Source organism: Candidatus Koribacter versatilis Ellin345, from assembly GCF_000014005.1.
GTDB lineage: Bacteria > Acidobacteriota > Terriglobia > Terriglobales > Acidobacteriaceae > Korobacter > Korobacter versatilis_A.
Map to the genome: position 1 here is coordinate 320,197 of NC_008009.1, position 12,977 is coordinate 333,173.

Consider the following 12,977-nt stretch of genomic DNA (forward strand, 5'->3'; position numbering starts at 1 on the left):
TATCAGGCTGCGACGGCGATCGAGTTGAGTTTGTCCAACGCCTCTGGAGAAAGCTGCAACTCGGCGGCGGCGAGGTTCTCGTGCAGGTGGCCGATTGACGAGGTGCCAGGAATTAGCAAAACATTCGGTGCGCGGTGCAACAGCCATGCCAGCGCGACCTGCATGGGAGTGGCGTTTAGGCTGGCGGCAACTTCGTTGAGAGTGGACGATTGCAGCGGGGTGAATCCGCCGAGAGGGAAGTATGGAACGTAGGCGATGCCGTTGGCTGCGAGGTCGTCGATGAATTTGTCGTCGTGGCGGATCGCGAGATTGTAGAGATTCTGTACGCCGACGATCGGCACAATGGCTTGCGCTTCCTCCAATTGCTTTGGTGAAACGTGGCTCACGCCGATGTGGCGGATGAGGCCTTTCTGCTGCAGTTCCGCAAGCACGGTGATCTGTTGCGCGATGGAATCTTCCCCGGGCTTTTCGCCGAAACCCCACGCCCGGAAATTTACGACATCGAGAACGTCGAGGCTGAGATTGCGCAGGTTATCGTGCACGGCCTGGCGCAGTTCATCGGGGCTGTTTGCCGGGAGCCAGGAGGCGTCGTCCCCGCGACGTCCGCCGACCTTGGTGACGATCGTCAGGTTTTTCGGATACGGGTGAAGTGCTTCCTTGATGATCTGATTGGTGACGTGCGGGCCGTAATAATCGCTGGTGTCAATGTGGTCCACGCCGGCGGCGATGGCTTCGCGAAGCACGGCGACGCACGCAGCGCGGTCCTTCGGTGGACCAAAGACGTGCGGGCCTGCGAGTTGCATGGCGCCGTAGCCCATGCGATGCAGCGTGATGTCGGTGCCGGGCAAGGTAAAGGTGCCGCCAAGTTTGTCAGTGCTCATTTCTTCCTCCGCTGGCTGTTTCCGGGTGCGTATAGTTAGATGAAGGAACCTTCAGTTTCGGAGTTCGCATTTGCCCAGACTTGTTCGAACCGCGTTACAGCCGCGAAAAACGCCAGTGCAAGCACGTTCAGCAGTGACGGTCGACGCAATTTTGGAGGCCGCCATTCAGGTTCTGGTGGACGCCGGCAAAGAGCGGCTGACTACGACGCAGGTCGCGTACCACGCCGGGGTTTCCGTAGGCACACTCTACCAATACTTTCCCAACAAGAGCGCGCTGTTGCAGGCGGCCTTGAGGCGGCACCTTGAGAGTGTAAGCGCGGAAGTGCTGAAGGTGTGCGAAGAGTATCGCTCCATGGGCTTGCTGGAGATGGGTGCTGCCGTGGTGGACGTCTACATCGATGCGAAGATGCGTCACGTGAAAGAGAGTGCGGCGCTCTATGCGGTGAGTTCTGACGTGGATGGCATGGCGATCGCGAAAGCTGCGGCGGCGCGCGCACGGCGGTCGCTGGTCGAGTTGTTTGTCACGGCGAAGGAAGGGCTGAGGAAAGACCCCGAACTTATCGCGACGAGCGTGTCGGCAGCCATGAATGGATTCGCACGAGCGCTGCTGGAGTCGAAATCGCCGGAGCGGGAAGTGGAAACACTGCGTGGGGAGTTGCTGGCGCTTGTACAAGCGTACCTGCGTACGTGCGTGAAATCGCCGATTACGATTTAGGGACGCCTGGTGGAATGCTCTACATAGTGAATGACGCGTCGTTCGTGAGTTCGAGTCCGGCGAGCCGTGGCGCTCGTGTTCCGCAGGTGCATCTCAGTTGGGACCGTCAGCTCCCGGATGCGTCGCAAAAGAGAAGCGGTAGAGGGCAGAATTAGCGATAAGGGAAGGGAATGGTCGGGGCGAGAGGATTCGAACCTCCGACCCCCTGCGCCCAAGGCAGGTGCGCTACCAGGCTGCGCTACGCCCCGACTATTTTCAATTATAACGGCAAAAGGCGCGGTTCCCATTCCTGAACGCGGGATGAACGGCATGAGGAGTGGCGAGGGCGCGCGTGCGATGCGTCTATAATCATGTGCTGTATGCAATCGCTCCAGTATGCGCTGGTCGCTTACGTGCGCAGCCCGATTGGAATTTTCGTCGAGCAGTTAAGGCGGGAGATCCATCCGGAGCACGCGCACCTGGCAGCGCACGTTACGGTGTTGCCGCCGCGCCCGCTGCGCGGCACCGAAGCTGACGCTCTCGCTGAAGTGCAGCGGATGGCCGAGGCGCATCCGGCATTTGAGATCGGCATGGGCGAGGTGGAGACGTTTGCACCCAGCACTCCAACCATCTTCATTCGCGTGGCGCGAGCGGCTTATCGCATGCGCGAGTTGCACGACGCATTGAATACCGGCGTCCTGCAATACGACGAGCCGTGGCCGTACATGCCACACATGACGATTGCGAAGCTCAACTGCTTGCCCGATGCGGAGAGCCTGGTCGACACTGCGCGTGCACGCTGGCGAGACTACAAGGGATCGAAGGAAGTGGTTATCGATAACCTGGCGTTCGTGCGCGGGTCGGGCCACACCTGGTTCGACATCGCGGAGTTTTCGTTGCAAGCGGCTGCCAAAATGCCGCGGTAGTGCATGTACCTCTTCTGTATTGCCAATGAACGTTTGAAAAAACTACAACTATAAGCACTGTCCCGGCGCCATGGAATCTCCCCCACATTCGGGGAGAGGTGGATATATGAACGTTGGAGTTTATGGGTCGGGCTATCTTGGGACAGTTGTGTCCGCCTGCCTCGCCGATCTTGGCATGCCTGTGACCTGCTACGACGCTGACACCACTCTGGTGATGGACAGCGCGCAGGGCACTCTACGATTTCACGAAAAGAACCTCAAAGAGATCGTTCGCCGCAATGTGCGCGCGGACCGGCTGATGTACACGACGGAGCTGGAATCCGTGGCTCGGCGTGCGGGAGCGATCTTCATTGCCGAAGATACGCCGGACGAAATCGAACATATTGTTCCGGAACTGGCGGCGGTGGCGCAGCCTCACGCGGTGTTCGTCATTGTAACGCCCACGCCGGTGGGCACGACACGGCGGATCGAAACCGAGCTGCGTATGCGCAGCTACAAACAGCATGTAGTCGTGCAGCCGATGTTCCTGACCGACGGATGCGCGGTGGAAGATTTCAACTGGCCGGACCGGCTGGTGCTGGGAACGACGTCGCACGATGCGGTGGACGTGATGAAGCAAATCTACCGGCCGATCGTGATGCGCGGCGTGCCGCTGATCGTGACCTCGTATGAGACGGCGGAACTGGTGCGCGAGGCTTCGACGGCGTTCGTGGCGACGAAACTGTCGTTCATCAATGAACTGGCGAGTTTGTGCGATCACGTGAAGGCCGATGCGACAGATCTCGCGCTGGCGATGGGGTTGGACAAAAAGATCGGGCCACGATGCCTGCAGCCGGGAGCACGGATTGGCGGGGCGTTCGTGGAAAACGAGATGAATGCGCTGGCGTCACTGGCGGAAGAGTTTGGCGTCTCTCTGAAGGTGCTGACGGCAGCGCGCGAAGTGAACCACGATTTCTCGGACCAGGTGATGGAGAAGCTGACATCGCTGATGCCAAGCGTGGTGGGTCGCGAGGTCGGCATTCTCGGTCTGGCGTTCAAGCCGAACACGAATTGCGTGGCGGGATCGGTATCGCTCTCGCTGGCGCGCGGTTTGATTTCTCGCGGAGCGCGGGTACGGGCCTACGATCCGGTGGCGATTCCAGAGGCGCAGCGCGAATTGAATGACGTGGTGCACTTCTGCCAAACGGCCTACGAGGCGGCCGAGGGGAGCGATGCGCTGGTGGTAGGCACGGGCTGGCCGGAGTTCCGCGCGCTCGATTGGCAACGCGTGAAGAAACTGCTGAAAACCCCGGTGGTTTTCGACACCAAGAACATGCTGGATGCGGGCCGCCTGCGCAATATGGGCTTCCGCTACTTAGGCATTGGACGTTCCTAGTTTTCTCCTTACTTCCATTTCGGATTTGTGAATCCATTGTGTTTCCTCCTTCGGCGCGAACCTAAACCGTTCGCGCCTTTTATAATTCCGAGCGGAGGATTTCATGCAAAGAACAGCAAGTGCACACTGGGAAGGTGGGCTGAAAGACGGGAAGGGATCGGTCTCGACGGCCAGCGGTGTCCTGAAACAGACGCAGTATTCCTTCGCGACACGATTTGAGAACGGCGCCGGCACGAACCCGGAGGAGTTGATTGCGGCGGCGCACGCAGGATGCTTCTCGATGGCATTCTCGGCCGAACTGGGCAAGGCAGGCTTCACGCCGACCTCGATCGATACCAGTGCCACGCTGACCCTGGACAAGACGGATGCCGGGTTCACGATTACAGCGATCCACCTGGATGTCCATGCCAAGATCCCGAACATAGACCAAGCGAAGTTCGAAGAGATCGCAAACGGCGCGAAGAAAGGCTGCCCGGTATCGCGCGTCCTCAACGCGACGATCACGATGACGGCGCATCTGTCCTAAAGGTGCTCTACTTTGGCGGCGCCTGCGGCGAGAAATCGCGGGCGCCTAGCCAACAACCAAGCTCCGGGAGACATCCCAAATGTAAGTACATTTTGGGCCCCCGTCCTTTACTTTTCCCTGGAGCAAGAAGTTGCAGATCACAATCTTTGGGCTGACCATTTCATCCTCGTGGGGCAATGGCCACGCGACGCCTTATCGCGCCCTGGTGCGGGCGCTGCATCACCTCGGTCACAGCGTCACGTTTTATGAAAAAGATGTGCCGTATTACGCGTGCCATCGCGATATGGCCGAGTTGCCCTATTGCGAGTTGGTGCTGTATCCGGAGTGGTCGATTGTCCGCCACTTCGCGCTGAAACAGGCGGCGGAATCCGATGTGGTGATCGTGGCGAGTTATTGCCCCGAGGGTGCACGGATAGCGGACGAAGTGCTGGGATTGCGGCGGCCACTGAAGGTGTTTTACGACCTCGATACTCCAGTGACGCTGGCCAACTTTCAGTCGCAAGGCAAGACCGAGTATCTCGAGCCACGACAGATCACGGAATTTGACCTCGTTCTGTCGTTCACTGGTGGGAAGGCACTACGACGACTGGAGACCGAATTCCACGCGCAGTTGGCGCGGCCGCTATATGGATGCGTGGACGCCGATAGCTATCATCGTGTTCCGGCGTCGCCCGCGCTGCTGTGCGATCTGAGTTACATGGGGACGTACGCACCGGACCGGCAGGAGAAGCTTGACGCTCTTTTCCTGGAGCCGTCGCGGCGGTCGCTGGGCATGCATTTCCTCCTCGCTGGAAGTCTGTATCCGTGGGGATGGAGTTGGGGTGAGAATGTAAAGAAGCTGGACCACGTTGCGCCGAGCGATCATCCGGCGCTGTACTCGTCGTCGTGCGCAACGCTGAACATTACGCGCAGAGACATGGCGGAGTCGGGGTACTGTCCGTCGGGACGGTTTTTCGAGGCCGCGGCGTGCGAGTGCCCGATTCTGACGGACACGTGGGAAGGGCTGGAGACGTTCTTCACCGACGACGAGATCGTGCGCGTGCACAATGCAGATGAAGTTCTTACCGCAATGCGAGCGGATTTGCGTGAGCACGCGCGGCGCGCGCGGCAGCGAACGCTTGACGGACACAGCGGCATGCGTCGGGCGCAGCAGATGCTCGCGTACTTTGACGAAGCCGTCGCACGCGGCCGGCGCGCACGAACGGAGGTCGCATGATCGGCATCATTCCGGCAGCGGGCGCAGGACAGAGAATTCAGCCCCTGGGCTGTTCGAAGGAGTTGTTGCCGGTCGGATCGCGGATGATCGACGGTGTGGAGCGTCCGAAGGCGGTAGCGGAGTATCTCGTAGAGCGAATGATCGCCGCGGGAGCCGAGCAGATCTGCATGGTGATTTCGGCGGAGAAGAGCGACATTGTTCGCTACTTTGCGGAGCGCAATTATGCCGCGGAGATCTTCTACGTGGTGCAGCAGAAGCCGGCGGGCTTGTGCGATGCGTTGTTTCGGGCCGAGCCGTTTGCCCGAACTCATCGCAATGTGCTGATCGGGCTACCGGACACGATCTGGTTTCCGGAGAACGCGTATCGTCCGGCGGTAGAAGACCAGAAGGCCGATGTGAATCTCGTGCTGTTCCCGGTGGACGATCCAACGGTGTTCGATGCGGTGGTGTGCGACGCCCAGAATTTCGTCGAAAAAGTGGAAGTGAAGCAGAAAGACGCGCACAGCCAATGGGTGTGGGGCGCCGTCACCTGCACGGGCGAGTCATTCCACGCGTTGAAGTTGTTATGGGAGTCGCGGCACCGCGAGGATGAATATCTCGGACACTTGTTGAATGCGTACATCGCGGCGGGCGATGCCGTGCGGGCGACGCACTGCGGCGAGCTGTATATGGATGTCGGGACGCTCGACGGCTATCATCGCGCGCTCGACTATTTGCGCGCGAAGAGGCAGGCCCGCGTCGAGCCTGCAGCCTAATTTCGCATTTCTTTAACTATGAGCGCGGAGAATGTCCCTGATCTCGCGGTTGATGCGAGCGGCGTCGCGCGAGGCCTTGTCGATCAACTCGACCCAGCGTTTATTGGTGTCGTCTAACGTGGCCTGGGCGAGCAGGTACGAAGCCTGCATTACGGTTTCAATGGAATTGCTAAGATCGTGTGCCAGGGTGCGCATTTGCGCGATGGTTTCGCCTTGAATCGCTTTCTCTGTCATAGATGGCTGGGCAGGTTGCGAAGACATTTCCTCTCCCATTCAGTGTAATACTTCGAGGCCGTTGGGGCTGGTATTCGCCCTGATGTGCAAAAGTCAGTTTGATATGACGATGATTTGCAACATTTCGTTGTGCGCAGCTCAGGATTTGTTGGCGGCGGCGGCGGAGAAGTGCTTGCGGTGCCGTGGTTTGACACTCAGGCCGCAGCCTGTAGAATAGGGGAGTACGTCGCCTCCGACCTGCGGATAGTACGGGTCCCCGGACACGGGTTGCACCGCGCAGGTTCACCTAGAAGTGCCGAAGTGGCGGAATTGGCAGACGCGCATGGTTCAGGTCCATGTACCGGCAACGGTGTGGGGGTTCGAGTCCCTTCTTCGGCACCAGAGATTGAATGGCCTTTGCAATCGATAACTTGCATGGGCCATTTTGCTGTCCATCAAGCGCGAGAGAACTTCCTCGAAAAGTGGATTGGTTGTGTGGTACGAGTTTCATTTCGCCCGTCCATTTCGGTTTTCTTGGAGGCCCTATCTCTCTTTGGTTTTGCGTAAAGCGATCTTTACCTTTAGTGGGCTTTATGCCGTGTGAGCAGGAAGTACATTGTTGGCGTAACAATGAGGGAGAGAAAAAGAGAAATCGTAATTCCGCCGATCACGGCGATGGCGAGCGGCTGCAGCATCTGCGATCCGGCGCCCAGAGCGAAAGCCAAGGGCAGCATGCCAGTAGTCGCAGCGAGCGCCGTCATCGCAATCGGACGCAAGCGACGTTTGCTTGCATTCACCATTGCGTCGTAGGGAGACATTCCTTCCCGTCGAAAGCGCTGATCGGCATCGATCAGAAGAATGCCATTCTTGGCTACGATTCCGATCACCATAATGAGCCCCATAAACGAGGACACGTTAAATGTGGTTCCGGTTATGAGTAGCGCAACGATAACTCCTATCACCGACAAAGCCGAGGACATCAAGATTGCAGTGGGTGCCCAGAAATCGCGGAACTCCGTTAAGAGAACTGCGAACACTAATGCCAGAGAGAGAAGCAGTACCTGGAAAAGCTCTCGAAACGATTTCTGTTGTTCTTCGTAGGTTCCCCCGTACTGCAAGCGAATATTCGGAGGCAAGTGAAGTCCCGCAACGGCGGTCTGTACCCGCTTGATCGCTCCACCGAGATCGGACCCTTCCAGCTTCGCAGTGACGTTCACCTCTCGCTGCAGGTTCTCCCGGCGGATTTCGTTCTGGGGCGGTAACTGCTGTACGGTGGCGACCGAACCGAGAGTCGCGATCTTGCCCGTTGAGCTGTTGATGATTGTGTTCGTTATGGCATCGAAGTTGGCGCGGTGTTCCGCCGCATAGCGTATTCGTACTGCGTAAGGTCTCGCATTCTGGATGATCGGCGTCTCCGTATTTACGCCTTCGATGATCGCAGCGGCGTCCGTTGACACTTCTTCAGCAGTGAAACCCATTCTTGCTGCAGCCGCGGGATTGACCTGGAAATTTGTGGCCGGGCCGCTGATCGTATTGTCCACTCCGTTCAAGACATCAACGACTCCCGGCACGGCCTTGATGGTGTCTGCGATCCTGGGGGCAACTTGCGACAAGATAGCCGGATCCGGATTGAATACTTTGATGTAGATGGGTTCGGGAGCATTCGCCAGGTCATTAATCATGTCCTGCAAAACCTGGGTGAACTCGACATCGAGTTCCGGCTCGGTCTTGAGAATCTCCTCCCGGATGTCCGCCATGATTTCGTCAATCCCTCGGCTTCTCTTGTCTTTCAGCTTCACGGTGAAATCGCCGTAATTGGCTTCCGTCACCGCGGCCAATCCCATCTGCAAACCCGTACGGCGAGAGGTGCTTTCCACTTCTGGAGCCGCTTTCAGGATTTCTTCAACGTGGCGCAAAACACGGTCGGTCTCCGATAACGAGGAACCGGCTGGCATGGTGTAATCGAGAATGAAGCCACCTTCGTCCATCTCAGGAAGCTGGTCGGTTCCGAGCTTTGCGTATCCAATGATCCCGAGCAAGACCATCCCGCCGCAGATCAGCAGTAGTCGGGCCGGGAAGCGCAGTGCAAGCTCGAGCGCTCTCCGATGCCACGCAATGACTTTTCCCATCCAAGGTCCGTGACCATGTGGATCTTCATCCGAACTCACATCTTTTCGCTGCGGACGGGCGCGCAGGATGATCAGACTTAGGCTCGGTGTCCAGGTGAGAGCGAGTGCAAGGGACGTGAGCAGGGAAACCGTCATCGTCAGTGCTAGCGCACGGAAGAAAGAACCGGTCACGCCCGTAACACCGATCAGAGGCAGGAAGACCACGATGGGCGTGATTGTGGATCCGATTAACGGCACTGTGATCTCACGGATCGCGCTCCGGACCGCTTCAATGCGCCCCTGCCCGGAATCGCGATGCAGCACGATGTTCTCTACGACGACGATTGCATCGTCAATCACCAGTCCGATTGCAGCCGCAAGTCCTCCGAGGGTCATGAGGTTGAAGCTCTGCCCGGTGAACCGTAAGAAGAGGATTGTGACGAGCAAGGTCACCGGGATTACGAGTCCCGCGACGAGCGAAGAGCGCCAATCTCGAAGGAAGAGAACGATGATGATCGTGGCCAGAACGAGGCCGATCACAATGGCATCCCGTACGCTTTTAATAGCTTCGCGCACCAGTGAGGATTGGTCGTAGAACGGTTGTACATCTACCCCGCGCGGCAGGTTCCGCTTCAAGACCGCCATCTCAGCCGCGACTTCGTCGGCGACCGCTACAGTATTGCTCGATGGCTGGCGCGCGATATTGATCAGTACTGCCGACTTTCCATTCGCTGTAACGATGGTGTACTTCGGCTGGGCGGCTTGCTGCACAGAGGCGACGTCGCCGATGTGTACCGGGACTCCAGCGGTCGTTATCTTGACCGCAACGGCTGCCAGTCCCGCTGCGTCGTGGACCTGCCCGCCGACGAGCCCGAGTACCAACTGATGGTTTGCTTCGTACAAACCCGGCGAATCAATGACGTTGCTCTTTTTCACTGCATCGGAAAGATCCGTAATCGTCACGCCGGTCGAGATCAATTTTGCGGGATCCGGCACAATATGGAACTCAGGGACATCTCCGCCCTGTACGACCACGGTGCTAACGCCGGGCAGCCGATTCAGGGGCGGCTTGAGATCGTAGGTTGCGATCTCCCACAGGCGCTCTTGAGAGACTGTGTTCGACGTCAGGCTGTATCCGAGAATTGGGAAAGTGGCGAACGTCAGCCGGTTCGTGGTGAGTCGTGCTGTCGGCGGCAACTCCTGTTGCACCTTGCCCAGTGCGGCGTCCACTAGCTGCAAAGTGTGGAACATGTCTTCATTCCAATCGAAGAAGAGGCTGACTTCAGCCTGGCCGCGGCTGGTTGTTGAGCGCACGGTTTGCAGACCCGGAACGCTGTTCACCGCGTCTTCGATCGGTTTTGTAATAGTGACTTGCATCTGCTCAACGGGCATAACACCGTTGTCGACGCCGATCACAACACGCGGGAAGTCCGTCTCCGGGAAAACCGATATCGGCACTGAAAACGTCGAATAGATCCCGGCGACACAGAGAACGATCGTTACGAACAGGATCGTCGAGAGATTTCGCGAAATCCAGATATGGTTCTCTTCTTGTTTCGCAGTTGGAGATGCTTCGGCGTTTTGTTGCGACGGAGCAGTCGAGCGATTCCAGCGCTCGCGCAGGTTCTCGAAGAAGCCGGGCATTAATCTTTGCCCTCTGACTTCTTATCATCTGCGCTATCGGATGCCTTCTCGGCCGCGACGACTTTGACTTTAGTCTTATCGTCGAGACCGAATGAACCCGTGGTAATGACCTGCTCGCCCGCTTTCAACCCTTCGACGATCTGAACGTCGTCGCCATCGGTTATACCGATCTGGACATCGCGTTTGCGAGCCATCGCATTCTCAACCACCATTACGAACGCTTTGCCTGAGTCGTCCTTTAGAACGGCCGAACTCGGAATGGTCAGAGCGTCCTTCAAGGTTCGCGCCGCAATCGCGACGCGAGCCGCCGTTCCCGGCTTCAGTGCACCCTCTTTGTTCTCGACCTTCACCCAAACTTCCACAGTTGTGCTTCCAGGATCGAGCGCGGGGCTAACCATCGTCACTTTTCCTGGAACTGGTTTTTCAAGTCCCTGCACCGTCACCGTCGCGTCATCACCAGGTTTCAGCTGTTGCGCTTCCGCCTGAGGTAGATGCGCTTTGGCAAGCAGCGACGAAGTTTCCATCACCGTGATCAGCGGCGTCCCGGGTGTCGTCATTTCACCGTCGAAGAAAGGACGATCCGTGACCACGCCATCAATCGGACTGCGAATCTCGGTGTAGCTGACTGAGGCTTCGGCCACTTGCAGCTTTCCGCGCGCTGACTGTAGTTGGCCTTCGGCGTTCCGCATTGACTGTTCACGAGTAACTGCCTTAGCAGATTCCAGGTGCTTGGAGGCCTCGTTGAATTGGCTCTGCGCCTGGACGAGGTTCAGGCGCGCTGTATCGAGGTCGCGGCCGGGAATCGCCCCTTCCTGGAAGAGCTTCTGTCGTGCATCGAATATCTTCTGCTGAACGTCGAGGTTTGTTTTGGCCTGTTCGTAGTCGAGTTCAGCCTTTTGGTATTCCTCAGGCACCGCGGCTTGGGTAGCTGTCTTGTACGACGACTCCGCCTGTTGAAAGCCTCCACGCGCATCCTCCGCCGCGGCGCTTACATCGCGCGATTCCAGGCGGGCCAGCAGTTGTCCACGATGCACTCTCGCACCACGCTGTACGAAGAACTTCCGCACTGGTGCACTTACCTTCGGAGTGATCGCGGCCTGCTGTAACGCGAATAGTACGGCGTCGCCCTGAACGTGCAAGGTGATCTCATGGGCTGCGACAGCCTCGGCCTGTACTTCAACTTCGGGGGTAGGCGCCTTCTCTTGCTTGCTGCAGCCGGCCAGCAAAAATAGCGACGTAGTCGCGAACAGCAACAGGGTCTTCATTGCGGTAGGCTCCCCGTCAGCGTTTGAAGATTGGATAAAGCGACGGCGTATCGCACGGCTCCATCCACGTGTGCGTTCTGGGCTTGAACAAAAGTGTTTTCGGCATCCACAACCTCAAGCACCGTCGATTCTCCGGCACGATACCGCAGATCGGTGAGGCGGAGACTCTCGGCAGTATCGTTCGAGCTTTGCTCCAACGAATCCAGAGATGCGTGAGCGGTTTGAGCCTCGGTGTACGACTCCTCGATATCCGCAATCAACTGCCTCTGGGCGGCCGTGAGTTCCACGTGCGCTTGTGTCCTCCGGATCTTGCTCTGTTTCACCCGTGCCGGCGTCGCAAACCAATCCCATACGGGAATTTTGACCGTGCCGGAGATCGCGTAGCCGAGGTTACGGAAGCCGTCCGGACTGTTGACCGCAAACTGCTCGGCGTCGATGCCATAGCCATACTCGACGGACAAATCTGGTAGAAATCCTGCCTTCGCGGCGGTCACATCGTGCTCCGCAACACGGAGTGAAGCCATGGCCGCACGCAGATCAACATTGTTCTTTTCGGCCTGTGCCTGAAATTCCGCGCGATCAGGTAAAGCAGGTACATTGTTCAGTTTCTGCTCCAATAAATACGGCGAGCGGGGATCCGGAAAGAGGAGGACTCCCAACTCCAGTCGCGCTCTCTCAGCTTCCGCCTTAACATCCGCGAGTTCACGCTGCCGCTGCTGCTGCTCAATGTGGGCCTTGACCACGTCCGCGTGCGCTACTTCACGGCCCTGTTCCAACTTTGTCGTCAATTCGTAGAAGCGGTTGCCCTCCTTTGCGGCGTCCGCTGCCACAATGAGTTTGCGGTCGGCGGCTAAGGCGTCGTAATAACGGCGAACCACCGTTACCACCAGCCCACGCCGGGCAACTTCGAGTTTGGCCGCTGCGAGGGCGGCAGCAGCATTACTCTTCTCGTAAGCTGCTATCCCACTCAGTCCAATCGTCTCGCTCACAAGGCCCTGGCTCACGTATTCGTGGACTGCATTATTTGCAATGAACCTGGGAAGCTGTCCGGCACCCGGAGGGATTTCGCTTGAGTGCGCGAGGCGAGCCGGTTGTGTGTAAATCATCTGGTTGTTGTATTGCACTTGCGGCAGGAGCGCAGACCTTGCGATTGTGCGATCGGCAGCCGCTACCACGTGGTCGGCCACCGCCGTGGCATAGCCTGGCTCACTTTTCTGAGCTAAGGCTATTGCATCCTGCAAAGTGATGGTCGGTGGGTCCGTGCTCTGCGTCGGCATTGGGGACTGCGCGGGATTCGTCTGGGCACTCGCCTCGACCAATGCACACAAGGCTAGCGTAAGCCCGGTAATGAGTTGGGAATTCAGTTTGAACATG

General features: G+C 58.1%; 11 protein-coding genes and 2 tRNA genes. 7 read left to right on the plus strand and 6 right to left on the minus strand.

Going from position 1 to position 12,977, the window contains the following annotated elements; all coding sequences use genetic code 11:
• Window positions 1-2: 2 nt before the first annotated feature.
• Window positions 3-881: an aldo/keto reductase family oxidoreductase gene (locus tag ACID345_RS01530; protein WP_011521106.1), complete on the minus strand. Its 879-nt coding sequence runs from the start codon at window positions 879-881 to the stop codon at window positions 3-5.
• Window positions 882-996: 115 nt separating this feature from the next.
• On the opposite strand from ACID345_RS01530, the gene ACID345_RS01535 reads away from it, so the two are divergent.
• On the plus strand, window positions 997-1,596 hold the full coding sequence (locus ACID345_RS01535; RefSeq protein ID WP_228370717.1) for a TetR/AcrR family transcriptional regulator: 600 nt from the start codon (window positions 997-999) through the stop codon (window positions 1,594-1,596).
• Window positions 1,597-1,767: 171 nt separating this feature from the next.
• On the opposite strand, the gene ACID345_RS01540 is transcribed toward ACID345_RS01535, so the two are convergent.
• Window positions 1,768-1,844, minus strand: a tRNA-Pro gene (locus tag ACID345_RS01540).
• 111 nt (window positions 1,845-1,955) lie between these two features.
• Between ACID345_RS01540 and ACID345_RS01545 the strand changes: the two genes are divergently transcribed.
• From ACID345_RS01545 to ACID345_RS01565, 5 genes are all read left to right on the plus strand, one after another.
• Window positions 1,956-2,501: a 2'-5' RNA ligase family protein gene (locus tag ACID345_RS01545; RefSeq protein ID WP_041855332.1), complete on the plus strand. Its 546-nt coding sequence runs from the start codon at window positions 1,956-1,958 to the stop codon at window positions 2,499-2,501.
• A 106-nt stretch (window positions 2,502-2,607) separates the two neighbouring features.
• Window positions 2,608-3,876: a UDP-glucose dehydrogenase family protein gene (locus tag ACID345_RS01550; RefSeq protein WP_011521109.1), complete on the plus strand. Its 1,269-nt coding sequence runs from the start codon at window positions 2,608-2,610 to the stop codon at window positions 3,874-3,876.
• Window positions 3,877-3,979: 103 nt separating this feature from the next.
• A complete protein-coding gene (locus ACID345_RS01555; RefSeq protein ID WP_011521110.1) occupies window positions 3,980-4,402 on the plus strand; it encodes an OsmC family protein in 423 nt (140 codons plus the stop codon).
• A 130-nt stretch (window positions 4,403-4,532) separates the two neighbouring features.
• Window positions 4,533-5,618, plus strand: a complete 1,086-nt coding sequence (locus ACID345_RS01560; protein WP_011521111.1) for a CgeB family protein — start codon at window positions 4,533-4,535, stop codon at window positions 5,616-5,618.
• Window positions 5,615-6,373, plus strand: coding sequence for a sugar phosphate nucleotidyltransferase (locus ACID345_RS01565; RefSeq protein ID WP_011521112.1), 759 nt, complete (start codon window positions 5,615-5,617; stop codon window positions 6,371-6,373). Before ACID345_RS01560 ends, ACID345_RS01565 begins: the two co-directional genes overlap by 4 nt.
• Before the next feature lie 12 nt (window positions 6,374-6,385).
• Here the strand turns inward: ACID345_RS01565 and ACID345_RS01570 are convergent, their stop codons facing one another.
• Entirely contained in the window at window positions 6,386-6,634 is a 249-nt protein-coding gene (locus ACID345_RS01570; RefSeq protein WP_011521113.1) for a hypothetical protein, read from the minus strand.
• Between the two features lie 267 nt (window positions 6,635-6,901).
• On the opposite strand from ACID345_RS01570, the gene ACID345_RS01575 reads away from it, so the two are divergent.
• Window positions 6,902-6,988: transfer RNA gene (locus ACID345_RS01575), tRNA-Leu, on the plus strand.
• Between the two features lie 179 nt (window positions 6,989-7,167).
• Here the strand turns inward: ACID345_RS01575 and ACID345_RS01580 are convergent.
• From ACID345_RS01580 to ACID345_RS01590, 3 genes are read right to left on the minus strand one after another with little or no spacing between them, the layout of a single operon-like run.
• Entirely contained in the window at window positions 7,168-10,338 is a 3,171-nt protein-coding gene (locus ACID345_RS01580; protein WP_011521114.1) for an efflux RND transporter permease subunit, read from the minus strand.
• Entirely contained in the window at window positions 10,338-11,603 is a 1,266-nt protein-coding gene (locus ACID345_RS01585; protein WP_011521115.1) for an efflux RND transporter periplasmic adaptor subunit, read from the minus strand. The genes ACID345_RS01580 and ACID345_RS01585 overlap by 1 nt, the downstream gene beginning before the upstream one ends.
• Window positions 11,600-12,976, minus strand: a complete 1,377-nt coding sequence (locus tag ACID345_RS01590) for a TolC family protein (protein WP_011521116.1) — start codon at window positions 12,974-12,976, stop codon at window positions 11,600-11,602. Before ACID345_RS01590 ends, ACID345_RS01585 begins: the two co-directional genes overlap by 4 nt.
• Window position 12,977 lies beyond the last annotated feature (1 nt).